We start from the raw sequence: 24,171 nt of genomic DNA on the forward strand, positions 1-24,171 counted from the left end.
ATATATGAGTGAACAAGGAAACCTGCTGGGTGATCCAGATAAAGGCACGAAGAAAGCTAAGCATGATAAGATATTTCGTAAGGCACTGGAGAATCCTCTAGTCGCCCATGAGTTCTTTAATGCACATTTGCCCCCAAATATTAAAAGTTTAATAGATTTTCCTAGTTTAGCAATGGAAAATACCACTTTTGTAGAAAGCTCTTTAAAAGATTCTATCTCTGATGTTTTATTCTCATGCAAATTTGATAAACAAGACGGATACTTATTTTTGCTTGTAGAACATCAATCAAAAGCAGATCATTTTATGGCTTTTAGGCTTTTTAAATATATGATTAATATTTGTGAGCGATATTTAATACAAAATCCTAAAGCTAAGACTTTACCATTAATATACCCGATGATATTTTACAATGGTCAGGAGAAATATAATGTTGCAAGGAATTTGTGGGATTTATTTGCTAATAACAAATTAGCAAGAGAATTATGGATTAATGATTACCAATTAGTGAATGTCCATGAAATTCCTGATGAAGAGTTTAAACAAAGGATATGGTCAGGGATATTAGAATTTTTTCTCAAGCATATACATGAGAGGGAATTATTAAAAAGATGGCAAGAAATATCAGATATATTACCGGAATTAACCAAAATAACGATAGGCTATGATTATCTAGAAATGATATTATATTATACTTTGACAAAGATAGAGCAAGCTGATAAAATAAAACTAGAGAATTTATTATCAACAAAGTTGAATCCAGAAATAGGAACAAGGCTTATGAGAAGTTTAGCAGAGCATTGGCAACAAGAAGGAAAAGAATTAGGTATTCTTGAAGGCTTACAAGTTGGTAAAGCTCAAGGTATCCAAATTGGTGAATCTAGAGGAAAAGCTGAGGGTATCCAAATTGGTGAAGCTAAAGGTATCCAAATTGGAAAAGCTGAAGGAAAAGCTGAAGGGGAATATAATAAAGCAGTAGAGGTAGCAAAGAAAATGTTAGCTCAAGGTTGCTATATTGCTTTAATTTCTAGTGTAACCGGTCTTGATGAAGCTTTTATTAGTTCTTTAGAGTAAACATATTTCTTGTAAAATTTACTCTGCTGTTTGAAAAATCATTTATAAAAAATTCTGAAATAACAAAAAAGTTTTTTATACACAGCTTACCTCTAAAACTCGTAATACTAAATTAGCGATTTAAAGGGGCATTATAATAGGATTTTTCTTTATAAGGTAATCCCTCTATCAAACAATTGAAATCTTTTAAAAATGCTATTAAAATGGTTTCTATATTTTTGCATTGAAATCAAGTTGTAAGTTCATTTGTAATTTAGTAATCGGGAAATTACCCACAAGTTTTACATAACAGGTAAGATCTTCTAGATTCATAATTTCAGAAGGCATTACTAATAATTTTCTTTTCTCTAAATGATTCATATTAACTCCATCCCGCATAGAGTTAGCTCCGTATGAGAGACTTTCTTGAGTTTCAATAATTTCTTGCTCACCAAGCATTAAAGCTGATTTATGTGCTGTTTGTTGATCACTTACTCGAAAAATAAACTTGCTGCCAAATAGATCAAGCATTGAAGCTGCTCCTGCATGACCATATATTTCCTCTAATTGATGAATATTTTGCATACCTGCAACAACGCAGCCACCATATTTCCTACTCTCAGCTAAAGCTACCCCTAAAGAAGATATCTTTTGTAAAGCTGGCAGCTCATCAATCACAAACCACATATTATTATGAACATTATTGATATTCCTGTTCATTAATGCTTTTATAGCTATGCTAATCCATGCAGCAATAAGTGGTCGAAGCATTACTCTTTGATTAGGAGTACTAGTTATAAATAACCAACCTTTGTCCGCAGTAAACCACTTTCTAATACTAAACTCACCTTTAGGCTTTAAATGTTGTAGAGCTTCAATATTCTTACTAACAGTTGCTTGAATACCTGAAGATGTCTCAGGGGCACTACTACTAATGATACCGGACACTGCACTATTCTTAAAACTTCTTGCAAATTCTTTATTATTTGCATAAAGAATAGTATTTATTAGCTTTTTGATATCTTTGCTATCATGATATAATCTTAATCCTTCAGCTAACACTAACTCAGCACTTTTAGCAAAAAAATCATCTAATTTTGGATTATAATTGCTAAAACTACTTGCTATATCATTAAAATCCCAAATTTCATGACAATCATTCCATGGTAACCAATGTTCTGTACCATCTTGCAAAGGATTGAGTAACTTATCACATTTTGGATCAAAAAATCGATCCGTAAAGCTACCTGTTAAATCAACAATAATTGCTCTACCTCGCTCTTTTCTAATCTGTAGGATCATATTTAATTGCTAAATCACAGTTTGTTATTGCTTCCTGATATTTTTTTAATATGTTTAAAGAGATAGCTTTATTGTAGTATGCTTCTACACAATTGGGTTGATATTTAATGGCTATACTACAGGTTTCAATTGCTTCTTGATATTTTCCTAAGTTTATTAAAGCTGCACCTTTGTTGTTATAAGCATCTGCATAATCTGATTTATACTTAATAGCTAAATCATAGTTTTCTATCGCTTCCTGATGTTGCCATAAAGACATTAAAGATATTCCCTTATTATAATAAGCTTCCGGATATCTAGGATTATATTTAAGAGCAGTACCAAAATTTTCTATTGCATTTTGGTATTCTCCTAAGTCATTTAATGCACTACCTTTATTATTATAAGCTGCTGCAAAGTCTTGCTTATTTTTTATAGCGAGGTTGTATGATATTATTGCCTCACGATGCTTTCCTATTGTGCATAATACATTTGCTTTGTTATTATATGCTTCTGCAAAACTAGAATCATATTTAATAGTTAAGTCATAATTGTCTATTGCTTCTTGGTATTGTTTTAATGTATTTAAAGTCATGCCTTTATTGTTATAGCATTTAGCACAATCAGATTTATATTTAATAACTAAATTATAATTTTTAATTGCTTCTTCATATTTACCTAATTTATAAAGAGAGCTTCCAATATTAAAATACTCTTCTGCTAAAATATTGGGATCTTGAATCTTGCTTTGTAGATCTATTGGTTGTGGTTTTTCATTAACAATACTAGTGGTATTTTCTGCAAAAGCACTGCTAAAAAATATTAATGGTAAGATAAATATGAATGCTAATTTTTTGATATTTTGTATAGATTTCTTTTTAATTATTGTCATTTTTATAGCCTGGTAGTTTAATATTTCTTTTCTTTATCGCCTTATCGCTAATGCCAATATTATCTGCTATTTGCTGGCCAGTTCTTATAATCGTTGATTTAGGAGTTTTATTAAATTCATCTTCAATTTGTTCCCTCTTATCTTTTACTTTATCAGATAACTGCTCAAGAAGCTTTACTTTTTCTACTTCATTATTATCTGTACTTTGAATAAGCATTTGTTCTATACTTGTATCATAAATATCATTTTTTCTATCATCAATACTACTTGATCATGCTATAAAAAAACGTACAAATCGAATTAAGATGAGATAAAATAAATCTTAGGAGGATTTGCAATGAGTCAAAAAATATACGATAAAGAATTTAAAATTAATGCAGTAAAACTGTATTTAGCAAATAAAGGTAGTAAAAGCATCAATGATATTGCTAAGGATTTAGGGGTTTCACGCTCTGGTTTGGGATATTGGCTTAAGAATTACAAAGGCAAAGGAGAGGCTAGCTTTGTTGGTAGTGGCAATGTAATGAATCAAGAGGTACGAGATTTAAAGAGGGAATTACATCTTGTAAAACAAGAGCGAGATATCCTAAAAAAAGCAGTGGTCATCTTTTCAGCTCCCGCAAACAAAGGTACGAATTTATGAAGAATCATAGTTCTTGTTTTTGTGTAGATCAGATGGCTAAGATTTTAGGGGTTAGTAGAAGTGGTTATTAAGATTTTATTAATCACATGCCAAGTAAAAGAGCTGAATATAATGAGGAATTGATAAGTAAGATTAAAACTATTTTTACAGAAAGTTATAAAACTTATGGAAGTCCAAGGATTCATACAGAGTTAAAAGAACAAGGCTTTGTTTGCTCACGCCCTCGAGTAGCAAGGCTAATGCAAGTAAATAGCATTCAAGCAAAAATGTACAGAAAGTTTAAAAAGACTACAAGGCAGTCTGATAAACCTTATCATAGGGGAGAAGATTTGGTTAAACAAAATTTTTCTGCCTCAAGCCCAAATAGCATTTGGGTAGCTGATATAAGTTATATTTCTGTAAATAATAAATGGGCTTATCTTGCTATAGTACTTGACCTGTTCTCACGGAAAGTAGTAGGTATGGCGTTAGAAGAAACTATGAGAACTGATTTGATAATTAAAGCTCTTAACTCTGCTGCATTACAACGTAAACCCTTAAAAGGGCTTATTCATCATTCTGATCTTGGAAGCCAATTTACTAGTTTTGACTTTTATAATGCAACCAAAAAACACGGAATTGTTTTAAGTCATGGAAAGACTGGTGTGTCCTATGATAATGCTGCTATGGAAAGCTTTTTCCACACTCTGAAAACTGAGCTTGTTTATTTTAAAAAATACCAAAGCTTAGAAGAAGCAAAGCTTGATATATTTACTTATATTTTTACTTTTTATAACCAAAAACGGAGGCACTCTACATTAAATTATCAAACTCCAAATGAGTACGAGTTACATTATAAAAAAATTAAAAACGTCTCTCTTTAATTTGTCCGTTTTTTTGTTGCAAGATCAGTATCAATGTAATTAGGTTCTTAATAGAGTTGTAAAATCTATTTAGTTAGATTATATCTTTTTAGGAAATAATTAAATAAACATTTGGTATGAATAATATTGATAAAATTCAAAAATTAGTAGTTTTTAAAGATAAATCTATCAGAAAAATTTTACATAATGAAGAATGGTGGTTCTCAGTTATTGATGTAGTGGGAGTACTAACAGATAGCGTTAATCCTCGCCGCTATTGGTCAGATTTAAAAAAGCAACTGATAGAAAAAGAAGGCTTTACCCAACTGTACGAAAAAATCGTACACTTGAAAATGGAAGCTCCAGACGGAAGGATGCGTGAAACAGATTGTGCTAATACAGAATCCGTATTTCGTATTATTCAATCTATTCCATCTACTAAGGCTGAACCATTTAAGCGATGGCTAGCAAAAGTTGGTTATGAACGAATTCAAGAAATCGAAGATCCGGAACTTGCAAGTATTCGTACACGTAATACTTATAAAGAGAAAGGATATAGCGAAGATTGGATTGAAAAGAGAATGCGTAGCATTGCTATTCGCGAAGAGTTAACAGACGAATGGAACAATAGAGGCGTTTTAGAAGATAAGGAATTTGCTATCTTAACTGCTGAAATTACGAAAGCAGCTTTTGGCATGAAGCCCTCTGAATATAAGGAATATAAAGGGCTAAAGCGAGAAAATTTACGGGATCACATGAACGATTTAGAACTTATTTTCTCAATGCTTGGAGAGGCATCTACCACTGAAATTAGCCGTAATACCGATGCTAAAGGGTTTAAGGAAAATTATTCAGCCGCAAAAGCTGGTGGTACTATTGCAGGAAATGCTAGACGTGAGCTAGAGAAGAAAAGTGGAAAATCAATAATTAGTAAAGAAAATTATTTACTCGCAGGAAATAAAAAACCAAAAAAACTTATTTCAAAGGATGAGTAAATTTTTATTCAGATTATGAGTACTACTAACTACAAAGCACTTGATATAGCAAAAGTGTTAACTTTAACTACTCGTCGGGTTCAGCAGCTAGTTAAAGAAAATATATTACCTGCACCCATTAGAGGTAAGTACGATTTAGTAAGTTGCATACTAAGAAATTCCCCGGCGGTCATATTACTATGGCAGGCAGTAATTCGCCTTCATCGCTTGCCAGCAGACCTGTAAGAATAGTACTTTGTGACGAAGTTGATCGATATCCGGCAAGTGCTGGAGCTGAAGGTGATCCCGTTAATCTAGCTAAAAAAAGAGCTACCACCTTCTGGAATCGTAAAATAGTCCTAACCTCCACACCTACAATTAAAGATTTAAGCCGAATTGAACAGGCATATTTACAGAGTGATCAACGGCGTTATTACGTGCCTTGCAAATATTGCGGTGAATATCAAATTTTAAAATGGTCACAAGTTAAGTGGGATGAAGGTAAGCCTGAAGAAGCTTATTATGTCTGTGAAGCTAACGGCTGTATTCTTTATGATACAGACAAACAACAAATGCTCAAAAACGGTGAGTGGCATATTGAAGGTATAAAAGGCAATATTGCCGGATTTCATTTAAGCGAACTGTACTCCCCTTGGGTTTCCTGGTCAAAAATAGCCTGTGAGTTTCTGAAAGCAAAGCTAATGCCTGAAACTCTTAAAACCTGGGTAAATACAACACTTGGTGAGACTTGGGAAGAAAGCGGCGACAGCATTGATGAGACTAATTTACTTGCTCGTAAGGAAAATTGGGGCGTTTTAATTCCAAAAGAAATCGTTATAATTACTGCCGGCGTAGATGTGCAAAATGATCGGCTAGAAATGGAAATAGTCGGCTGGGGAATATCTGAAGAAAGCTGGTCACTTGATTATCGAGTAATTTACGGCGACCCTGCACAAAATCAAGTATGGGATGATTTAGACAATATCTTAGAAAAACAAATAGAAAATAATATAGGCGTTAAATTACGTATAGCTTGTACTTGCGTAGATTCAGGCGGGCATCATACCCAAAGCGTTTACAGCTACTGCAAAAAAAGACAGTTACGTAGAATATTTGCCGTTAAGGGTTCTTCTGTTACCGGCAAAGCACTAATTAGCCATCCTTCGATTACTAATAAGATGCGTGTTAAATTATTTTCCATCGGCACGGATACGGCAAAAGAAATGATTTATAGCAGGCTTAAAATTACAGAACCCGGTAGCGGTTATTGTCATTTTCCAGCTATTTATGATGAGCAATATTTTAAGCAGCTAACAAGCCGAAAAATGCGTAACACGCTATAATAAAGGCTTCCCCGTTCGTAAGTGGGAAAAGCCTAGCGGCAGACGTAATGAAGCCTTAGACTGCCGAGTTTATGCTTTGGCGGCACTGCATATATTAAATCCTAATTTAGAAGCTTTAGCAAAGAAAATGCAAGATATTAAGCCTGAAGTTAAAGAAGAAAAAGAACAGCTGCTAACTTCATATATTCCTACAAAAAGACCTCCCAGCGGCTTTGTCAAGAACTGGTAAATAAATAAAATGAATACCCCAAATATTGAACCTACAAGCTTTACAGTCGGTGAAACTGTGCAGTGGCAGAAGGAAATAGTTAATTATTCACCTAAAGACGGCTGGCAATTAGTCTATTGTTTTCGTAATTTTGCGTATAGATTTGAGGTTAAGGCTCAAGCTGAAAATAATTATTATGTTATCCGTTTAAGTTCCGAAGAAACCAGCAAATATAAACCGGCTATTTATTGGTGGCAGTCGAGAATTATCAAAGAAGAAATGCAATATGTGCTAGAAAACGGCGAGTTTGTCATTAAACCTAATCTAGCTTTGCTTGATTCTTACGACGGTCGTAGTCACGTTAAGCAGGTACTCGATGCATTAGAGGCTACAATTCTTGGTAAAGCTAGCCGTGATCAACTCTCATATTCGATTAGCAGCAGAAGCCTATCACGATTAAGCCCGACAGAATTATTAAAATGGCGTGATGTTTATAAAGCCGAATATGCAAGAAATTTGCAAGAAGAACAGCTTAGTAAAGGGCTTAGCGGTCATAATTTAATCAAAATCAGATTCGGTAATCCACTGTGATGTCATACCCGCGAAGGCGGGTATCCATACTTACTTTAATTATTAAAATCCGTATTTTTTAAGCTATTCTAGATTCCCGCCTCCGCGGGAATGACACTTGAACTCATGAAATTTCCAAATATTTTAGGTCTCTTAAAACGCAAAGATCAGCCACAGCGTCAATATAACGCTGCCACTATTAATAGGTTAACGTCCGACTGGATTACAAGCGGTTTGTCTGCCGATGCCGAGCTTTATAAGAGCTTAAAGTTGTTACGCAATAGGTCACGAGAGCTATGTATTAATAACGATTATGCACGTAGATTTTTAAAACGCACTTCTACCAATGTAATCGGTAATAGCGGTATCAGGCTGCAGGTTCGGGCTGTAATCGCCAGCGGTCTTGATATTTCTTACGCCACCCTTGTCAATGACCTTGAAAATGTCAATTTTTCATCAATCAGGCATGGTAATTTAGAGGATCGGGATAGCTGGCGGATGTTACAAAACTGGATGATAGAGCATTTTTGTAATCCAATCTTTGAAAACTGGTTATTAATGGCAATCACCAAAAACAAAATTCCTATTCCGATAAATGAATTCGATAAATTCAACCAGCCTATTTGGCGACCTCGTGGCTGGGCTTGGGTCGATCCACTCAAAGATAACCACGCTAACCAGATTGCAATAGATCAGAAAACCAGAAGCCGCAGCCAAATAGTAGCTGACCAAGGCATAGACATTGAAGAATTATTTAAACAAATAGTTTTTGAAGAGGAGTTAGCGAAAAAATACGGATTAAATTTAAACAAGGAGCAAGAAAATAATGCCGGACAAGACATTACAAATCAAGAAATTACAAATGATAAAACAGATGAATAATTTAAACGTGCGAGGGATAATTGAGAGGCGTTATGCTAATATGCCGGTTTTAAATATTGAAGAAACAAGGAATCGCCGATTTTGGATTACTTTTTCCAGCGAAGAACCGGCAGAGCGTTTTTATGGCTTAGAGATACTTGACCATAAGGCAGGTAGCGTACAGCTCTCATGGCTTAATTCAGGTAGTGCTCCACTACTACTTGATCATGATACTACTAAGCAAATCGGCGTAATTGAGGCAGCCGAACTAACCGGCGACGGCAAAGCTCGGGCAAAAGTACGATTTAGTAAAAGTGCCTTAGCTGAAAGCATTTATCAAGATGTATTAGATGGCATTAGAAGCAATATTTCAGTCGGTTATCGTTATTTACAAACCGATATAGTTTTAGAAAAAGAAGCCAAAGGCAGTAAACCGGCAGTATTTAGAATAAAAGCCTGGGAGCCGCTAGAAATATCAGTTGTTTCAATTCCGGCTGACCCAACTGTTGGCATCGGTAGAAGTAAAGAGAAACCCGCAGAAAAACAGGATAATCAGGATAACAAAGAACCAAAGAAAACAATTAATTATAAATATGGAGTAAGAAGTAGCATGGAAAATAATCATGACCAAGTAATTAATGAAAATACAGCAAATAATTTTATCAATGAAGTAAGAACAATAAGTAATGTTAACCCCGAACAAATCACTAAAGATATAAGGCAAAATGAAACTACTAGAATTAATGAAATCTTAACCCTTGGCGATAAGCATAATATGAAAAATGCCGCTATGGAATTTATTAGAGAAGGTAAAAGTTTAGATGCTTTCAGGCAAAAGATTTTAGAAAATATTAGTTCTGTGCCGCTTATTAACACCTCTTCCCCCGACCAAACTATAATAGGTATGAGTGAGAAAGAAGCACGTAACTTTTCGATAATCAAAGCCATAAAGGCAGCAGTTGCCGGCAATTGGAGGGGTGCAGAACTGGAGCAGGAGGCTTCAACTGAAATAGCAAAACGAGTGGGTCGAGAACCTGCAAGCTTTTTTATTCCGCTGGACGTAATACTAGAAAAAAGAGACTTGCAAAAGCTGGTTAATACTGCCGGCGGTTATTTGTGCAATGCCGCACTGCGTGGTCACTTAAAACAAACCGAAAAAGCAGAAAATACAGCCCAATTTATCTGGGAAAGCAAAGGAGCAGCATCAGGCTTCGGGTATCTTAACGGCTATAGAGTCGGCACGACTAACCAAATGCCGGCAGATACTTTATTATTCGGTAATTTTGCCGATTTAATCATTGGGCAATGGGGCGTGTTAGACGTATTAGTTGACCCGTACGCTTTAGGTACTAGCGGCGGCATCCGTATTCGTTTAATGCAAGATATCGACATTGCTATTAGGCATGTTGAGTCGTTTGCTGTGGCTAGGAAGTAGAACTTTTAACTAGCATACGATAAAGTACGTATTCTTTGAGATGTTGCCTGCCAACCATGATCCTGTGCTAGCTCTAAGTCATATTGATTTTGCATATTCATCCACCACCGAGGATTTACATTAAAATATTTCCCTAAGCGCAAAGCTGTATCAGCTGTAATAGAGCGATGATGTTTGATTATATTATTTATACGGGTAACAGGTACATCAATATCACGAGCAAGCCTACTTTGGCTAATATCCAAAGGCTGCATAAATTCCTCTAAAAGAATTTGACCGGGTGATATAGGAGGTAATTTTTTTGTCATAAATCTAAACCTTATTAATTTAATGATAATCAACAATTTCAACATCATGGGCATTTCCGTCATGCCAAGTAAAACATATACGCCATTGTATATTAATACGAATACTATATTGATGTTTACGATCACCTTTGAGAGCTTCTAAACGATTTGAAGGCGGTATACGTAAATCTTCTAGCTCAACAGTAGTGTGTAACATATATAATTTTTTACGTGCAGTTTCTGCAAAGGCTTCAAATCGTTTAACTAACTCTCTATTGTGTAATTTCTCAGTGTGTTTGCATTTAAAGCTTACTATCATTTTATAACATTATCAGTTTAACTTCAAGCGTTATAACATTTACATCAAATTTTATGTCATTTCAAGAAGATTTTAGCGAGTTTTTAGATATTGAGCAAGGATTCGCAGTTAATGCTATTTTAACACCGGCATTCGGTGAGTCTTATGTAATTAAGGGCATTATGAGCGAAGACTATTTTGATATTGATAGCGGCACAGCCGGAGTAGCAGGCAGTAAGCCTATATTTGAATGTGCCGAGGATGATATTATAGAAGTTGAGTATGGGGATTTACTTACAGTCCAGAATCGTAATTACCGCATTGTTGAAATTAAACCTGACGGCAGCGGCTGGGCTAGTTTGCTACTCGAAAGGCAAAGCTAAACAATGCACGCCAGAACCACAATAAGAGAGGCTTTTGTTGAACTGCTACAAGGTAAAACTCTAGCCCGGATATTGCATGAGATATAGGAGACAAAATCCTCGTAAAGCTGTATAATACTGGTATTTCATTAGAATAATACAAAGGATTTTGTCATGACAAATTGTATAGCATATAGTTACCAGTTTTCCAAAGTAAAAAATCGGACAATAGAGATAAATTTCACTGGAGGTGATATTAGTAGCGATGGAGGTGTGTTGTTATTAAGAGAAGCAGATAAAAGGCTTGGTATAACAGAGGAGCTTGCTAAAATATTTCCTGATAGACGAGATGGTAGTAAAATTACCCATAATATGGCAACAATGCTGAGGCAACGAATTTATGGTATTGCATTAGGTTATGAAGATTTAAATGACCACAATTATCTACGAAAATGTCCTGCTATGCAAACAGCTATGGAAACAATTGATGATATGGCAAGTAGTTCTACCTTATGTCGTATAGAAAACAATGCTGATAGACACTTTGCAATTAAAGTGCATGAACTAATGCTTGATAAATTTATTAAGTCTCATAAAATAGTACCAAAGCAGCTAATACTTGATTTTGATGCTACGGATGATGAAATTCATGGGCAACAGGAAGGTAAGTTTTATCATGGTTATTACGGTCATAATTGCTTTTTACCTTTGTATGTTTTTTGTGGAAAGCATCTGTTAGTTAGTTATCTTAGGACGTCAAAGCAGGATCAAGCAAAACATTCTTGGGCAATATTATCATTGTTAGTAAAACGTTTTCGCCAAGCTTGGCCAGAGGTAAAGATTATTTTTCGTGGTGATAGTGGATTTTGTCGTCATCAGATGTTTGATTGGTGTGATATTCATAATATAAAATATATTGTAGGAATGCCCCAAAATAACAGACTAAATGAGTTACTGAAACCTACAATGGAGAAGTCAAAAGCAGCATTTATTATAACCCAAGAAAAGCAACGTCTTTTTAGTGAGTTTCCATATAAGGCTGGTAGTTGGAGTCATGAACGTAGAATAATTGGTAAGGCAGAAATGACAATGCTTGGAGAAAATCCAAGGTATATAGTAACTAATTTATCAGATAAACCTGAAGATTTATACGACAAAGTTTACTGTGGTCGTGGTGATATGGAAAACCGTATAAAAGAGCAACAACTAGAATTATTTGCAGATCGTACTTCTTGTCATAGATGGTGGGCTAATCAGCTCAGAATGATTTTATCGGGTCTTGCATACACTTTAGTAGAATATATCAGAGGTAATTTATTACAAGGTAGTGCATTAGCAAAAGCACAAATAGGTACAATACGTTTAAAATTATTAAAAATTGGGGTAGTAATTATCCGTAATACTAGGCGTATTAAGTTTTTGTTATCTTCATCATATCCTTACCGACAGGTATGGAATCATGTGATGAAGAAATTAGCATTAGAATAACCTAGATTAGCACTGTTCCCGGTGCTTAGAAAAAATGGGGTAAGGGGCATTACATCTAAAATTTGAAAATAACGGCTTCAAAGCACTTTTTGGCAAAATTTTTACAAAAGTATCATTGCTAATATTATAAATTACTCAATTTCTTACTTTAAATCTCACTTCATGCAATATCCGGGCTAGTCGGCAATCGGGTTTATGATAGTAGACTTTACAATATGGGATATACCTCACTACCGGGTATTATCGTTTTTTCAATCAATGAAGAAGTGACTACTTCAACGATAACGCCGCCACGCTCACAAGATCGAATAGCTAAAATAATCGTCGAGTGCTACGCCAAAGCAACAAAAGAAGCTAATATAACAGTTGATAATATAGCGGCTGAAATTGAGCGGTTAGTTGCAAATAGCATTATCCTTAAAAAACTCTGCAAGGATTGCCGACTACAATCAACCGACATCAACCTTAATAGCGACGGCGATCAACCGGTAGCGGTGGCAACTCTAGTATTTTCGGTGAGTTACAGAACCAAGGAAGACAAGCCGGAAATTATTATATAAAAATTAACTAAAAAAGGAGGAAAAAGAAAATGTCAACCCATGCAGGATCGGAAGGAATCGTCAAAATAGGCGAAAAACAAATTATGGAAGTAAAATCATGGTCGCTGGAAGAAGTTTGCGACACTGTTGACGCAAGTATTATAGGTACAGAGTGGCGTAAGAATCAAGCAACTATTAAAAGCTGGTCAGGTTCGATTGATGCATTTTGGGATACGGAAGATTTAGAGGGTCAAGGTAAAATGGCTATCGGCAATACTGTAGAATTGCGACTTTATCCTGAAGGTGATAATAACGGCAAATATTTTAACGGCAGTGCAATTGTTACCGGCATTTCAAGGCAAGCATCATTTGACGGATTAGTTGAAAGCTCTTTTACTTTTCAAGGTAACGGCGAATTAAAACAATAGATTTCTTTTATAGCTCTACTTCTAGAGGTAATTTATACGTCAATCCTAACCCCTCATCCTCACGTAGGTTTACTACGCTGCGGTTCGCAGTGAAGTGTTTCCTTTAAATTCCTCTCTATAAGCGACCTATAAAAGAAATCTACCAGAATAAAAAGGATATAACAATGAATGACAAAATTATAGATCGAGTGAAAGCACATTTTGACGCTAAGGAATATAATGGTACCCAAAAACTAGACAAGAAAATAGAGAAAAGTAGGTATAATATCTCCTAGGAAAAGGAGCAAAAAATGAAAAAACAAGTTAAAAAATATAGTGCAGAAGAAAAAGCAAAAATAGCAATTGAAGCAATATCTGGAGAAATGACTATAGCTCAAATTACCAGCAAATATGGTGTTCACGCTAATCAGATTTATAAATGGAAGAAAGAAGCTTTAGATTTTATGGTTTCTGGATTTAAATCGAAATCTAAACAACAAGATACCGGCCAAGAAGATTTAATTAAATCATTATTTGAGCAAATAGGCCAGTTAACAGTTGAAAGAGACTGGCTTAAAAAAAAATCTAGTATCTTTGGATTTAGAGGTTAGGAAAAAAATGATAAGTTATGCTTCAAATTTAACCATAGCAAGACAATGCAAACTTTTAGATTTAAACCGCTCAAGTTACTACTACCGAGCTAGGAATACCTTAGATGATAAGGAGTATAGAGTACTGAACAGAATTGATGAGATTTTTACAGAGCATCCCTATTATGGTACTAGAAGAATGTCTCATGTCCTAAAATCCGAAGGGTTAAATGTTAGTCGTAAGATGATAAGAAAATATTATAAAATACTTGGTATTGAAGCAGTATACCCAAAGATTAATTTAAGCCGTAGGAATCAGGCTCATAAAGTATACCCATATCTATTAAATAATATAGAGGTGGTTTGCTCCAATCAAGTTTACTGTGCAGATATTACTTACATAAGATTAAAGCAAGGTTTTGTATATTTGGTTGCTATAATGGATTGGTATAGTCGTTATATTTTGAGTTGGCGGGTGTCGATTAGTTTAGAAAATGATTTTTGTATTGAAGCTCTAAATGAAGCAATATCTATACATGGCAAGCCTGACATTTTTAATACGGATCAAGGAGTACAATTTACATCAAAAGATTTTACTCAAATACTTGAGCAACAAGGCATAGCTATTAGTATGGACGGCAAAGGCAGAGCCTTAGATAATGTATTTATTGAACGTTTTTGGCGATCTTTGAAACAAGAGAAGATTTATCGTTTTGATCTTGAAACAGTACGTGAAGCAAAGATAGCTATCAGAGATTATATAGAATTTTATAATCAGCAAAGACCTCATCAATCGCTTGAATATAAGACACCTGAAATGATACATTTTGCAGAAAAACTAGAAAATTATCAAGAGGCTATATGACATAGAAAATGCAAACTTTACTTTGAAAAACCAATACATTAATACAGGAGAATTACACCTCTAAAATTTAAAAAATTTGTCTAGACAAAGGGTACCACCTCAGAAATCAAAATAATTGAAGTACCCGAATGGGGCGACGGGGATAATCCGCTATATATTTACTGTTCCCCTTTAACTTTGGCTCAAAAAAATCGCCTGTATAAAATGGCTAAAGAAGATGATTTAGGGTTGATGGTTGAGGCTTTAATTATGAAAGCTAAAGATAAAGAAGGCAATTGCTTATTTAGTAGAGCTGATAAGCCTGAATTAATGCGTAGTTGTGACCCTGACGTTTTAATCAGAATTGCTAATAATATTATGAGTGAAAGCGATTTAGAGATGTCGGAAAAAAACTAATAGATGAGCCAATATTGCTGAATATGTTTGTGCTTGCCGAGCATTTACATAAAACAGTTTCCGAAATTGAACAAATGACAATCGACGAATGGCATCATTGGCTCGCTTATTTTAAGATTAAAAAAGAAAAACAGAATAAATTAAGGAAGTGACAAACAAGGAAGTCAGGGTAACGTTCCGGGGTATCGATAAAACTAGGGAAGCTTTTGGCAGGATTCGGCAAAACTTTAAGAAGCTGCAAGAATTAACCAGCAAGCTTAGTTTCGGTTTCGGTAGAATCGGCACGGCGATTGCTGCGGCTTTTAGTACTCATGCTTTAAAGAAAATAATCGATAGCGGGGAGCAGATCGGCAAATTGTCAGCAAAACTTGATATGTCGACTCGTAGCTTATCGGAACTAAAATATGTGGCTAGCAATTGTGGTGTGGAGTTTGATAGCCTGACGTCAGGCTTAACTGTTATGGCTGCAAGAATTAATGAAGCGGCAAAAGGTAGCGGTGAAGCAAAACAGGCTTTGCAAGCCCTCGGTTTGTCAGCTAAGGAGCTTGCTAGTCTAAGCCCTGATCAGCAATTAGAGAAAATAGCTAGCCAGTTTGAAAGGTTAACAGATAGCACAGATAAAGCTACTGTTGCTGCGAAATTATTTGGCTCTGAAAGTAGCACTTTAACGGGGGTTCTTGAGCAAGGAGCGGTAGGAATTCAGCGAATGCGGGAAGAAGCACAAAAACTAGGCGTTTCTTTATCTGAAGAAGACTGCACCGCCATGGCACAATTTAATAGTGAATTAAATAAATTACAGACAGTGCTGATAAGCCTGATAACCTCCTGTTTAGTGCCGATATTGCCGCTTGTAACAAGTTTTTTTGAAGCTATGCGTGAAGGTCGTCCGGCAATTACCTTTATCATAACTGCTATTACAACGATTTTAGGGCTGAAATTAGCTGCATGGTTTATTACAACTGCTGCGGCAGTAAGGACTTTTACAGTAGCCTTAACGGCAAATCCATTGGCTTTAACAGCTATAGCAATCACCGGCACAGTTGCAGGGCTTGTGACTTTAACAAAATGGTTTAATAAAAGCAGTGAAGCAGCAGAGAAACACAATAAAGCACTTGAATCCCCAAGGGTAATAGAGACTTTAAAATTAAATCTTCCTAAAAAGGAAGAAATGGCAGTTATGAGTAAAAGTAATGAAATGTTAGGTGACGCTAGGCAAATATTCGAGCAAACCAGAACTCCTTTAGAAAAACATAATGCTCAAATTGAGAAGCTAAATAAATTACTAAAACAAGGTTTAATCGATCAAGAGACTTATAACAGAGCTTTAAAACAAAGCGAAGAGCAGCTTGATAGATTCGGCGAACATAGCAAAGATGTATTTGATTTAATCACCGAAAAATCTAAAGACGGAGCTAATAATTTAATTGATAATTTCGCCGATGCTGCTTTTGGTGCAGGCGGTCATATTAAAAGTTTAAAGGAAACTTGCAGTGATTTTTTTAAGGAGTTACAAAGCGATATTCTAAAAATGACTCTGAAGGAGGATATAATAGGCACAAGCAGCAAGGGTGGAATGTTAGGCAGATTATTTGGTAGTAGCAATAAAAGCGGTAATGGCAGCGGTTTTTTATCAGGGCTTGGTTCTACATTTGGTGGTTTCTTTGCTAAAGGCGGTACAGCACGCCCCGGCAAAGCCCATATTGTCGGTGATGGTGGCGAGCCGGAGTTATTTATTCCGCATTCAATCGGTAGTATAGTCCCTTTTAGTAATTTAGAAACAACCGGAGCAAGTGGGGGTAATATAGTTGTTAATATGAATATTCAAACGCCCGATATTGCTTCATTCAATCAAAGCCGTAATCAAATTACCGCCGACATGGCAAGGCAGATATCCAGAAGTAAAAGAAACCTATAAGAATACTCATCTTTCAAAAATTGCTCTTTCATTTTATCAGGGATTCACCCATTAAAGTTATTATATTTTGGCACTTATTATAATAAGCTGCGTGCGTTCACCCTTCAAAATAAAATTCAATTTCTGGAATATAAGCATTCTTTGTTCTCTAAATATGATTAACCCCTTTGCCGAAATACAATTTCCGCCGGAAATATCTTATGGCTCTAAGGGCGGAGCGATGTTTTCAACCGACATCGTCACAACTTTTAGCGGACACGAGCAGCGTAATATTAACTGGCAAGAGGCACGGGCTAGATACGACATAAGTAGCGGTATAAAAACAGAAGAACAATGGCAGCAGCTAATAGCCTTTTTCAGGTCAAGAAGAGGCAAAGCAATAGGCTTTAGGTACAAAGATTGGTCGGATTATAAAGCTGTTCATCAAATAATAGGCAAAGGTAACGGTGAACAAAAAGGGTTTCAACTAGTTAAAAATTATATAAGTGGCGATATGCAACGACAAAATTTATTGCCTGGGGATGACAGCTAACTTTGCCGGTAAGAGGGTGGATAAGTTTGCATAAATAAGCCTCCTTTTTGTTAATGCTTTATAATATTGGAATATTTACTTAAGTTTAAATTCTAGATATAACAACGTTAAATTTGTGTCATACTTGATTTTATAATTGTTTTTCTGTAAGTATTAAGTTTGTTTAAGAGCATGTTTTTTCCTATAACTTTCAGAATTAATTTCTAGAATCGTAGAATGATGAATTAGCCTATCGATAGCTGCTACAGTCATAGAGTTTGTAGCAAAAATACTATCCCATTCACTAAAAGGCTGATTAGATGTAACAATAAGACTCCCTGATTCATATCGCTGAGCAATCAGTTCGAACAAAACATGCGTTTCAGCTTCATCCTTACGTACATATCCTATATCATCAAGGATAATAACATCATATTTATCAAGTTTAGCAAGTTCTGCCGGAAGGCGACAATCTCGACGAGAGGCTTGCAGATTTTGAACAAGCTTAGTGGGGGAAGTAAAGAGTACTCTGATATTTTTTTCTACCAATGCATACCCTAGTGCAGCAACTAAATGACTTTTTCCTACCCCGGATGGACCAAAAACTAATAAATTTTCGGCTCGCTTAACCCGGATATTGCATGAGATATAGGAGACAAAATCCTCGTAAAGCTGTATAATACTGGTATTTCATTAGAATAATACAAAGGATTTTGTCATGACAAATTGTATAGCATATAGTTACCAGTTTTCCAAAGTAAAAAATCGGACAATAGAGATAAATTTCACTGGAGGTGATATTAGTAGCGATGGAGGTGTGTTGTTATTAAGAGAAGCAGATAAAAGGCTTGGTATAACAGAGGAGCTTGCTAAAATATTTCCTGATAGACGAGATGGTAGTAAAATTACCCATAATATGGCAACAATGCTGAGGCAACGAATTTATGGTATTGCATTAGGTTATGAAGATTTAAATGACCACAATTATCTACGAAAATGTCCTGCTATGCAAACAGCTATGGAAACAATTGATGATATGGCAAGTAGTTCTACCTTATGTCGTATAGAAAACAATGCTGATAGACACTTTGCAATTAAAGTGCATGAACTAATGCTTGATAAATTTATTAAGTCTCATAAAATAGTACCAAAGCAGCTAATACTTGATTTTGATGCTACGGATGATGAAATTCATGGGCAACAGGAAGGTAAGTTTTATCATGGTTATTACGGTCATAATTGCTTTTTACCTTTGTATGTTTTTTGTGGAAAGCATCTGTTAGTTAGTTATCTTAGGACGTCAAAGCAGGATCAAGCAAAACATTCTTGGGCAATATTATCATTGTTAGTAAAACGTTTTCGCCAAGCTTGGCCAGAGGTAAAGATTATTTTTCGTGGTGATAGTGGATTTTGTCGTCATCAGATGTTTGATTGGTGTGATATTCATAATATAAAATATATTGTAGGAATGCCCCAAAATAACAGACTAAATGAGTTACTGAAACCTACAATGGAGAAGTCAAAAGCAGCATTTATTATAACCCAAGAAAAGCAACGTCTTTTTAGTGAGTTTCCATATAAGGCTGGTAGTTGGAGTCATGAACGTAGAATAATTGGTAAGGCAGAAATGACAATGCTTGGAGAAAATCCAAGGTATATAGTAACTAATTTATCAGATAAACCTGAAGATTTATACGACAAAGTTTACTGTGGTCGTGGTGATATGGAAAACCGTATAAAAGAGCAACAACTAGAATTATTTGCAGATCGTACTTCTTGTCATAGATGGTGGGCTAATCAGCTCAGAATGATTTTATCGGGTCTTGCATACACTTTAGTAGAATATATCAGAGGTAATTTATTACAAGGTAGTGCATTAGCAAAAGCACAAATAGGTACAATACGTTTAAAATTATTAAAAATTGGGGTAGTAATTATCCGTAATACTAGGCGTATTAAGTTTTTGTTATCTTCATCATATCCTTACCGACAGGTATGGAATCATGTGATGAAGAAATTAGCATTAGAATAACCTAGATTAGCACTGTTCCCGGTGCTTAGAAAAAATGGGGTAAGGGGCATTACATCTAAAATTTGAAAATAACGGCTTCAAAGCACTTTTTGGCAAAATTTTTACAAAAGTATCATTGCTAATATTATAAATTACTCAATTTCTTACTTTAAATCTCACTTCATGCAATATCCGGGTTAACCCAACTAATATTACAAGCTAGGTCATCTACTTTTGCTTTATTTAAAGTTTGAACCTGACTAAAATCAAAAGTAGCTAAAGATTTACCTACCGGTAGATGAGCTTTTCTTAAATAAGTTTGAATCTTTTTCCTCTGACGAGCTTCTACTTCGTATTCAAAAAGGATAGATAAAAACTTAGTATAATCCCATCCCTCATGCTCTGCTTTTTGTAAAATCGATTGCCATAATTCAAGTATAGTAGGTAGTGATGTGGCTATAGTATTCCGGACAGTTAGTATGAGACAATATTAACAGAAAGGAAATACAGTATGACAAAAACAAAAATGTATTCTAGTGAATTTAAAGAATCAGCAGTTAAATTGGCAACTGAATCGAAGCGACCTGTTATTCAGACTGCAAAAGAATTAGGTATCAGTAAGAATACTTTATATAGTTGGATAGATAAATATTCTAAACAATTTGAAGAATCAATAACAAGAACAGATGAACATCTGTATGATGAATTAAAAAGATTAAAGAAAGAGCTGGTGATAGTAACACAGGAGCGTGATATACTAAAAAAGGCTGCAGCGTACTTTGCAAAAGAGTCCCTGTAAGGTATGCATGGATAAAGAAGCATCAAGATGATTTCTCAATTGCAATTATGTGCAAATGTATGAAGGTATCACGTAGCGGTTATTATGAGTGGTTAAATAACCCTGGATGCAATAGAGATAAAGAAAATAGAGAATTAACCTGTAAGGTTAGAGCTATTTTTCAGGAAGGTAGACGAAATTATGGATCTAGACCCATTAAAAAGGCTTTGTTGAGGCAAGGCATAATTGTTAGTCGTAGGAGAATTACAAGACTAATGAATGAAGCTGGCTTAGTATGTAAAACTAAGTATAAATTTAAAGCAACTACTGATTCTAAGCATAATAAGCAAGTTGCTCCTAATTTATTGGATAGACAGTTTAAAGTTTCTAATGTTAATTGTTATTGGGTTGGTGATATCACCTATATCCCAACTGGAGAAGGATGGTTATATTTAGCAACAGTTATTGATCTATTTTCTAGAAAAGTAATAGGCTGGTCAATGAATAGTAATATGAAAGCTGATTTAGTTAATAATGCTTTGCTAATGGCAATATGGCAACGTAAACCACCTAAAAAGCTTATTTGGCATACTGATAGAGGTAGCCAATATTGTTCTGATAGTCATTTAAAACTTATAAAACAACATGGTATTATACAGAGTATGAGTCGTAAAGGAAATTGCTGGGATAATGCTGTTGCTGAAAGCTTTTTTCATACTATAAAAACAGAATTAATTTATCAACATAAATTTAAAACTAGGGAGGAAGCAAAACATGCTATATTTGAATATATAGAGGTATTTTATAATCGTATAAGAATGCATTCTGCTAACGATTATCTATCACCAGTACAATACGAAAAAATACAAAAATGTGCGTAAAAAACTGTCCGGAAAACTGTTGACAGATCAAACAGCCTGATTGTTCTAAGTCTTCAATGGTATAACTGTCATCGGTAAGGATGTAATGACCTCCTTCCTGCCTTAGATAAATTTGGATATAATCATTATGGCGATCGAGGTAAGGAGTAGTAATCTCTACCCAATCTTTTAATTGCTGCCAAGCAGTTTTGTCTTTCAACCATTTATAATAGTCTTCTATAAGAGATTCAACGGTTCCACTCACGTAAATAACCCTTTTATAAAATTTGGTGTTTCAATTATTTCGCAATATTTCATAAAGTCATGTAGTGTTTGTCAAGCATCGTTAATATCTTGAAAAATATTATCCGGAACAGGAAATGCCCATTTATCGCCATACCCTTCTCTATACAAGTGTAAGTGGGGAGTGCCTGCTTCTTCACCGTTAGGATTTCTATGTCTGCCGCTTAAATCTAGTCGTGCCAATATTATAGCTTCTCTAACGCGGGCTTGATATTTTTGCCTTTTAAGATTTATTCTTGCTCGACTAATATCAAGCAAAAAATGTTCTTTTTTATCAAGAGAGGTTAAAGGAACTGATATTTTACCTCCGCAATCAGGTAAACTCCAAAATTCATTTAGTTACTTTAATTTTTTTCATCTTTAGAAAAAAGTCAGCTTCACCTTGTGTAAGATTAGTTTCTTTCATTTTACAGCCTAATTACATTTTAGCCAATTAATAAATCTATCTTTATCATAAGTTGAAAATATTTTATAGCAAAAATATTATTTAATTAGTTATATATTACTCAGAGATTCTGCGGAAAAGCTAAAATAATATTTTAAATTGGACTACAAATTATTTCGTTGCAAAAATAAAGCATATAATATGCAGCTTCGTAGAATTTAAATTATGTTAATGTATTTTAAGTTTTTTATTTCATATTATTTAAAGATCATTAGTAAATTACAAGGTTAAAAAATATTTCCTATTACAATTAATTACTTTAAATTTTCAATAGAAAATGTTATAAGGATTAATCTAATAAATTTGGGTTAATTTTTGTGGAAGATATTAATTGCTGGGAAGAAAAGTTTGAGATGTGCGGTTATGCTGCAAGGCTATTAGATAAGGTTATTTCTTTAAACAAGTTAGTACAATATCCTATAGACATTCGAGAAGTTAAGAAGGGTATTTACTATGCACGGAAATATCACGGTGCACAAATGCGACAATCAGGAGATCCTTATTACTCCCACCCAATAGAAGTGGCTTATTTGTTAGCTGAGTTTACGGCAACCGAAGCACCTAACCCGGATATTGCATGAGATATAGGAGACAAAATCCTCGTAAAGCTGTATAATACTGGTATTTCATTAGAATAATACAAAGGATTTTGTCATGACAAATTGTATAGCATATAGTTACCAGTTTTCCAAAGTAAAAAATCGGACAATAGAGATAAATTTCACTGGAGGTGATATTAGTAGCGATGGAGGTGTGTTGTTATTAAGAGAAGCAGATAAAAGGCTTGGTATAACAGAGGAGCTTGCTAAAATATTTCCTGATAGACGAGATGGTAGTAAAATTACCCATAATATGGCAACAATGCTGAGGCAACGAATTTATGGTATTGCATTAGGTTATGAAGATTTAAATGACCACAATTATCTACGAAAATGTCCTGCTATGCAAACAGCTATGGAAACAATTGATGATATGGCAAGTAGTTCTACCTTATGTCGTATAGAAAACAATGCTGATAGACACTTTGCAATTAAAGTGCATGAACTAATGCTTGATAAATTTATTAAGTCTCATAAAATAGTACCAAAGCAGCTAATACTTGATTTTGATGCTACGGATGATGAAATTCATGGGCAACAGGAAGGTAAGTTTTATCATGGTTATTACGGTCATAATTGCTTTTTACCTTTGTATGTTTTTTGTGGAAAGCATCTGTTAGTTAGTTATCTTAGGACGTCAAAGCAGGATCAAGCAAAACATTCTTGGGCAATATTATCATTGTTAGTAAAACGTTTTCGCCAAGCTTGGCCAGAGGTAAAGATTATTTTTCGTGGTGATAGTGGATTTTGTCGTCATCAGATGTTTGATTGGTGTGATATTCATAATATAAAATATATTGTAGGAATGCCCCAAAATAACAGACTAAATGAGTTACTGAAACCTACAATGGAGAAGTCAAAAGCAGCATTTATTATAACCCAAGAAAAGCAACGTCTTTTTAGTGAGTTTCCATATAAGGCTGGTAGTTGGAGTCATGAACGTAGAATAATTGGTAAGGCAGAAATGACAATGCTTGGAGAAAATCCAAGGTATATAGTAACTAATTTATCAGATAAACCTGAAGATTTATACGACAAAGTTTACTGTGGTCGTGGTGATATGGAAAACCGTATAAAAGAGCAACAACTAGAATTATTTGCAGATCGTACTTCTTGTCATAGATGGTGGGCTAATCAGCTCAGAATGATTTTATCGGGTCTTGCATACACTTTAGTAGAATATATCAGAGGTAATTTATTACAAGGTAGTGCATTAGCAAAAGCACAAATAGGTACAATACGTTTAAAATTATTAAAAATTGGGGTAGTAATTATCCGTAATACTAGGCGTATTAAGTTTTTGTTATCTTCATCATATCCTTACCGACAGGTATGGAATCATGTGATGAAGAAATTAGCATTAGAATAACCTAGATTAGCACTGTTCCCGGTGCTTAGAAAAAATGGGGTAAGGGGC

The 24,171-nt window shown here is 34.7% G+C and carries 30 protein-coding genes and 2 pseudogenes; 22 read left to right on the top strand and 10 right to left on the bottom strand.

Annotated features, from left to right (window positions below; genetic code table 11):
• Nucleotides 1–4 precede the first annotated feature (4 nt).
• Entirely contained in the window at nucleotides 5–1,072 is a 1,068-nt protein-coding gene (locus AAGD48_RS04660) for an Rpn family recombination-promoting nuclease/putative transposase (protein ID WP_341790610.1), read from the top strand.
• 210 nt (nucleotides 1,073–1,282) lie between these two features.
• On the opposite strand, the pseudogene AAGD48_RS04665 reads toward AAGD48_RS04660, so the two are convergent.
• The 3 genes and pseudogenes from AAGD48_RS04665 to AAGD48_RS04675 form a co-directional block, all read right to left on the bottom strand.
• Nucleotides 1,283–2,359: pseudogene (locus tag AAGD48_RS04665) on the bottom strand (type IV secretion system DNA-binding domain-containing protein); the annotation flags it as partial.
• Nucleotides 2,337–3,224 carry a tetratricopeptide repeat protein gene (locus tag AAGD48_RS04670; protein WP_341790611.1) on the bottom strand — a complete coding sequence of 296 codons (888 nt, stop codon included), beginning with the start codon at nucleotides 3,222–3,224 and terminating at the stop codon, nucleotides 2,337–2,339. The pseudogene AAGD48_RS04665 and the gene AAGD48_RS04670, both read right to left, overlap by 23 nt.
• On the bottom strand, nucleotides 3,211–3,441 hold the full coding sequence (locus AAGD48_RS04675; protein WP_341790612.1) for a hypothetical protein: 231 nt from the start codon (nucleotides 3,439–3,441) through the stop codon (nucleotides 3,211–3,213). Before AAGD48_RS04675 ends, AAGD48_RS04670 begins: the two co-directional genes overlap by 14 nt.
• 120 nt (nucleotides 3,442–3,561) lie before the next feature.
• Between AAGD48_RS04675 and AAGD48_RS04680 the strand changes: the two genes are divergently transcribed.
• The 8 genes from AAGD48_RS04680 to AAGD48_RS04715 all read left to right on the top strand — a co-directional run bounded on the left by AAGD48_RS04680 (nucleotide 3,562) and on the right by AAGD48_RS04715 (nucleotide 10,100).
• On the top strand, nucleotides 3,562–3,867 hold the full coding sequence (locus AAGD48_RS04680) for a transposase (RefSeq protein WP_341789367.1): 306 nt from the start codon (nucleotides 3,562–3,564) through the stop codon (nucleotides 3,865–3,867).
• 86 nt (nucleotides 3,868–3,953) lie between these two features.
• Entirely contained in the window at nucleotides 3,954–4,730 is a 777-nt protein-coding gene (locus AAGD48_RS04685; RefSeq protein WP_341790613.1) for an IS3 family transposase, read from the top strand.
• Between the two features lie 116 nt (nucleotides 4,731–4,846).
• A complete protein-coding gene (locus AAGD48_RS04690) occupies nucleotides 4,847–5,704 on the top strand; it encodes a Bro-N domain-containing protein (RefSeq protein WP_341790614.1) in 858 nt (285 codons plus the stop codon).
• Nucleotides 5,705–5,847: 143 nt separating this feature from the next.
• Nucleotides 5,848–7,026, top strand: a complete 1,179-nt coding sequence (locus AAGD48_RS04695; protein WP_341790615.1) for a phage terminase large subunit family protein — start codon at nucleotides 5,848–5,850, stop codon at nucleotides 7,024–7,026.
• Between the two features lie 76 nt (nucleotides 7,027–7,102).
• Nucleotides 7,103–7,255: a hypothetical protein gene (locus AAGD48_RS04700; RefSeq protein ID WP_341790616.1), complete on the top strand. Its 153-nt coding sequence runs from the start codon at nucleotides 7,103–7,105 to the stop codon at nucleotides 7,253–7,255.
• A gap of 9 nt (nucleotides 7,256–7,264) precedes the next feature.
• Nucleotides 7,265–7,825, top strand: a complete 561-nt coding sequence (locus AAGD48_RS04705) for a hypothetical protein (protein ID WP_341790617.1) — start codon at nucleotides 7,265–7,267, stop codon at nucleotides 7,823–7,825.
• 90 nt (nucleotides 7,826–7,915) lie between these two features.
• Nucleotides 7,916–8,686, top strand: coding sequence for a phage portal protein (locus AAGD48_RS04710; RefSeq protein ID WP_341790618.1), 771 nt, complete (start codon nucleotides 7,916–7,918; stop codon nucleotides 8,684–8,686).
• Nucleotides 8,631–10,100 carry a phage major capsid protein gene (locus AAGD48_RS04715; RefSeq protein ID WP_341790619.1) on the top strand — a complete coding sequence of 490 codons (1,470 nt, stop codon included), beginning with the start codon at nucleotides 8,631–8,633 and terminating at the stop codon, nucleotides 10,098–10,100. The genes AAGD48_RS04710 and AAGD48_RS04715 overlap by 56 nt, the downstream gene beginning before the upstream one ends.
• A 5-nt stretch (nucleotides 10,101–10,105) precedes the next feature.
• Here the strand turns inward: AAGD48_RS04715 and AAGD48_RS04720 are convergent, their stop codons facing one another.
• Nucleotides 10,106–10,408, bottom strand: coding sequence for a HigA family addiction module antitoxin (locus tag AAGD48_RS04720; protein ID WP_341790620.1), 303 nt, complete (start codon nucleotides 10,406–10,408; stop codon nucleotides 10,106–10,108).
• A 19-nt stretch (nucleotides 10,409–10,427) separates the two neighbouring features.
• The gene (locus tag AAGD48_RS04725) at nucleotides 10,428–10,706 is read right to left on the bottom strand and encodes a type II toxin-antitoxin system RelE/ParE family toxin (RefSeq protein WP_341790621.1); all 279 of its coding nucleotides are present in this window, start codon (nucleotides 10,704–10,706) and stop codon (nucleotides 10,428–10,430) included.
• Between the two features lie 53 nt (nucleotides 10,707–10,759).
• Between AAGD48_RS04725 and AAGD48_RS04730 the strand changes: the two genes are divergently transcribed.
• Nucleotides 10,760–11,068 (top strand): hypothetical protein, encoded by a 309-nt coding sequence (locus AAGD48_RS04730; protein ID WP_341790622.1) that lies wholly within the window; start codon nucleotides 10,760–10,762, stop codon nucleotides 11,066–11,068.
• Here AAGD48_RS04730 and AAGD48_RS04735 read toward each other — a convergent pair.
• Nucleotides 11,040–11,162, bottom strand: coding sequence for a hypothetical protein (locus tag AAGD48_RS04735; protein ID WP_341790623.1), 123 nt, complete (start codon nucleotides 11,160–11,162; stop codon nucleotides 11,040–11,042). The two genes, AAGD48_RS04730 and AAGD48_RS04735, sit on opposite strands and share 29 nt — an antisense overlap.
• A gap of 59 nt (nucleotides 11,163–11,221) precedes the next feature.
• Between AAGD48_RS04735 and AAGD48_RS04740 the strand changes: the two genes are divergently transcribed.
• From AAGD48_RS04740 to AAGD48_RS04775, 8 genes are all read left to right on the top strand, one after another.
• Nucleotides 11,222–12,535 (top strand): IS1380 family transposase, encoded by a 1,314-nt coding sequence (locus AAGD48_RS04740; protein WP_341789277.1) that lies wholly within the window; start codon nucleotides 11,222–11,224, stop codon nucleotides 12,533–12,535.
• A 215-nt stretch (nucleotides 12,536–12,750) separates the two neighbouring features.
• Complete coding sequence (locus AAGD48_RS04745) at nucleotides 12,751–13,095, top strand: hypothetical protein (protein ID WP_341790624.1); 345 nt, start codon at nucleotides 12,751–12,753, stop codon at nucleotides 13,093–13,095.
• A gap of 29 nt (nucleotides 13,096–13,124) precedes the next feature.
• Nucleotides 13,125–13,502: a phage tail tube protein gene (locus AAGD48_RS04750; protein WP_341790625.1), complete on the top strand. Its 378-nt coding sequence runs from the start codon at nucleotides 13,125–13,127 to the stop codon at nucleotides 13,500–13,502.
• 290 nt (nucleotides 13,503–13,792) lie between these two features.
• Nucleotides 13,793–14,092 carry a transposase gene (locus AAGD48_RS04755; RefSeq protein ID WP_045812944.1) on the top strand — a complete coding sequence of 100 codons (300 nt, stop codon included), beginning with the start codon at nucleotides 13,793–13,795 and terminating at the stop codon, nucleotides 14,090–14,092.
• Between the two features lie 7 nt (nucleotides 14,093–14,099).
• Nucleotides 14,100–14,936 (top strand): IS3 family transposase, encoded by an 837-nt coding sequence (locus AAGD48_RS04760; RefSeq protein WP_341789327.1) that lies wholly within the window; start codon nucleotides 14,100–14,102, stop codon nucleotides 14,934–14,936.
• 204 nt (nucleotides 14,937–15,140) lie between these two features.
• On the top strand, nucleotides 15,141–15,332 hold the full coding sequence (locus tag AAGD48_RS04765) for a hypothetical protein (protein WP_341790626.1): 192 nt from the start codon (nucleotides 15,141–15,143) through the stop codon (nucleotides 15,330–15,332).
• Nucleotides 15,333–15,480: 148 nt separating this feature from the next.
• Complete coding sequence (locus AAGD48_RS04770; RefSeq protein WP_341790627.1) at nucleotides 15,481–17,247, top strand: hypothetical protein; 1,767 nt, start codon at nucleotides 15,481–15,483, stop codon at nucleotides 17,245–17,247.
• Between the two features lie 154 nt (nucleotides 17,248–17,401).
• A complete protein-coding gene (locus AAGD48_RS04775) occupies nucleotides 17,402–17,779 on the top strand; it encodes a DUF2460 domain-containing protein (RefSeq protein ID WP_341790628.1) in 378 nt (125 codons plus the stop codon).
• 153 nt (nucleotides 17,780–17,932) lie between these two features.
• On the opposite strand, the gene AAGD48_RS04780 is transcribed toward AAGD48_RS04775, so the two are convergent.
• The gene (locus AAGD48_RS04780; protein ID WP_341790740.1) at nucleotides 17,933–18,439 is read right to left on the bottom strand and encodes an ATP-binding protein; all 507 of its coding nucleotides are present in this window, start codon (nucleotides 18,437–18,439) and stop codon (nucleotides 17,933–17,935) included.
• A 37-nt stretch (nucleotides 18,440–18,476) separates the two neighbouring features.
• On the opposite strand from AAGD48_RS04780, the gene AAGD48_RS04785 reads away from it, so the two are divergent.
• Complete coding sequence (locus AAGD48_RS04785; protein WP_341789277.1) at nucleotides 18,477–19,790, top strand: IS1380 family transposase; 1,314 nt, start codon at nucleotides 18,477–18,479, stop codon at nucleotides 19,788–19,790.
• A gap of 160 nt (nucleotides 19,791–19,950) precedes the next feature.
• On the opposite strand, the gene AAGD48_RS10635 is transcribed toward AAGD48_RS04785, so the two are convergent.
• The gene (locus AAGD48_RS10635; protein ID WP_410526035.1) at nucleotides 19,951–20,250 is read right to left on the bottom strand and encodes an ATP-binding protein; all 300 of its coding nucleotides are present in this window, start codon (nucleotides 20,248–20,250) and stop codon (nucleotides 19,951–19,953) included.
• Between the two features lie 30 nt (nucleotides 20,251–20,280).
• On the opposite strand from AAGD48_RS10635, the gene AAGD48_RS04790 reads away from it, so the two are divergent.
• Nucleotides 20,281–21,428, top strand: a protein-coding gene (locus AAGD48_RS04790) for an IS3 family transposase (RefSeq protein WP_410526007.1) whose coding sequence is annotated in 2 segments (ribosomal slippage) — nucleotides 20,281–20,527 and nucleotides 20,527–21,428 — 1,149 coding nt in all. Because the reading frame shifts where the segments join, the coding sequence is not laid out codon by codon here.
• On the opposite strand, the gene AAGD48_RS04795 is transcribed toward AAGD48_RS04790, so the two are convergent.
• The gene (locus AAGD48_RS04795) at nucleotides 21,376–21,672 is read right to left on the bottom strand and encodes a DUF1828 domain-containing protein (RefSeq protein WP_341790629.1); all 297 of its coding nucleotides are present in this window, start codon (nucleotides 21,670–21,672) and stop codon (nucleotides 21,376–21,378) included. The genes AAGD48_RS04790 and AAGD48_RS04795 overlap by 53 nt on opposite strands.
• Nucleotides 21,673–21,743: 71 nt before the next feature.
• Nucleotides 21,744–22,010: a DUF6978 family protein gene (locus AAGD48_RS04800; protein ID WP_410526036.1), complete on the bottom strand. Its 267-nt coding sequence runs from the start codon at nucleotides 22,008–22,010 to the stop codon at nucleotides 21,744–21,746.
• A gap of 462 nt (nucleotides 22,011–22,472) precedes the next feature.
• Here AAGD48_RS04800 and AAGD48_RS04805 point away from each other — a divergent pair.
• Nucleotides 22,473–22,718, top strand: a pseudogene (locus tag AAGD48_RS04805) (guanosine polyphosphate pyrophosphohydrolase); the annotation flags it as partial.
• Nucleotides 22,719–22,809: 91 nt separating this feature from the next.
• Entirely contained in the window at nucleotides 22,810–24,123 is a 1,314-nt protein-coding gene (locus AAGD48_RS04810; protein WP_341789277.1) for an IS1380 family transposase, read from the top strand.
• Nucleotides 24,124–24,171: the final 48 nt, after the last annotated feature.

The organism is Rickettsia endosymbiont of Polydrusus tereticollis (assembly GCF_964026385.1).
In the GTDB taxonomy this organism is placed as follows: Bacteria; Pseudomonadota; Alphaproteobacteria; order Rickettsiales; family Rickettsiaceae; genus Rickettsia.

Excerpts from the sequence above, each read along its gene's own strand:
- AAGD48_RS04660 (WP_341790610.1), top strand. The coding sequence starts at position 5 with ATGAGTGAACAAGGAAACCTGCTGGGTGATCCAGATAAAGGCACGAAG.
- AAGD48_RS04670 (WP_341790611.1), bottom strand. The coding sequence starts at position 3,224 with ATGACAATAATTAAAAAGAAATCTATACAAAATATCAAAAAATTAGCA.
- AAGD48_RS04675 (WP_341790612.1), bottom strand. The coding sequence starts at position 3,441 with ATGCTTATTCAAAGTACAGATAATAATGAAGTAGAAAAAGTAAAGCTT.
- AAGD48_RS04680 (WP_341789367.1), top strand. The coding sequence starts at position 3,562 with ATGAGTCAAAAAATATACGATAAAGAATTTAAAATTAATGCAGTAAAA.
- AAGD48_RS04685 (WP_341790613.1), top strand. The coding sequence starts at position 3,954 with ATGCCAAGTAAAAGAGCTGAATATAATGAGGAATTGATAAGTAAGATT.
- AAGD48_RS04690 (WP_341790614.1), top strand. The coding sequence starts at position 4,847 with ATGAATAATATTGATAAAATTCAAAAATTAGTAGTTTTTAAAGATAAA.
- AAGD48_RS04705 (WP_341790617.1), top strand. The coding sequence starts at position 7,265 with ATGAATACCCCAAATATTGAACCTACAAGCTTTACAGTCGGTGAAACT.
- AAGD48_RS04710 (WP_341790618.1), top strand. The coding sequence starts at position 7,916 with ATGACACTTGAACTCATGAAATTTCCAAATATTTTAGGTCTCTTAAAA.
- AAGD48_RS04715 (WP_341790619.1), top strand. The coding sequence starts at position 8,631 with ATGCCGGACAAGACATTACAAATCAAGAAATTACAAATGATAAAACAG.
- AAGD48_RS04720 (WP_341790620.1), bottom strand. The coding sequence starts at position 10,408 with ATGACAAAAAAATTACCTCCTATATCACCCGGTCAAATTCTTTTAGAG.
- AAGD48_RS04725 (WP_341790621.1), bottom strand. The coding sequence starts at position 10,706 with ATGATAGTAAGCTTTAAATGCAAACACACTGAGAAATTACACAATAGA.
- AAGD48_RS04730 (WP_341790622.1), top strand. The coding sequence starts at position 10,760 with ATGTCATTTCAAGAAGATTTTAGCGAGTTTTTAGATATTGAGCAAGGA.
- AAGD48_RS04740 (WP_341789277.1), top strand. The coding sequence starts at position 11,222 with ATGACAAATTGTATAGCATATAGTTACCAGTTTTCCAAAGTAAAAAAT.
- AAGD48_RS04745 (WP_341790624.1), top strand. The coding sequence starts at position 12,751 with ATGGGATATACCTCACTACCGGGTATTATCGTTTTTTCAATCAATGAA.
- AAGD48_RS04750 (WP_341790625.1), top strand. The coding sequence starts at position 13,125 with ATGTCAACCCATGCAGGATCGGAAGGAATCGTCAAAATAGGCGAAAAA.
- AAGD48_RS04755 (WP_045812944.1), top strand. The coding sequence starts at position 13,793 with ATGAAAAAACAAGTTAAAAAATATAGTGCAGAAGAAAAAGCAAAAATA.
- AAGD48_RS04760 (WP_341789327.1), top strand. The coding sequence starts at position 14,100 with ATGATAAGTTATGCTTCAAATTTAACCATAGCAAGACAATGCAAACTT.
- AAGD48_RS04765 (WP_341790626.1), top strand. The coding sequence starts at position 15,141 with ATGGCTAAAGAAGATGATTTAGGGTTGATGGTTGAGGCTTTAATTATG.
- AAGD48_RS04775 (WP_341790628.1), top strand. The coding sequence starts at position 17,402 with ATGATTAACCCCTTTGCCGAAATACAATTTCCGCCGGAAATATCTTAT.
- AAGD48_RS04785 (WP_341789277.1), top strand. The coding sequence starts at position 18,477 with ATGACAAATTGTATAGCATATAGTTACCAGTTTTCCAAAGTAAAAAAT.
- AAGD48_RS04810 (WP_341789277.1), top strand. The coding sequence starts at position 22,810 with ATGACAAATTGTATAGCATATAGTTACCAGTTTTCCAAAGTAAAAAAT.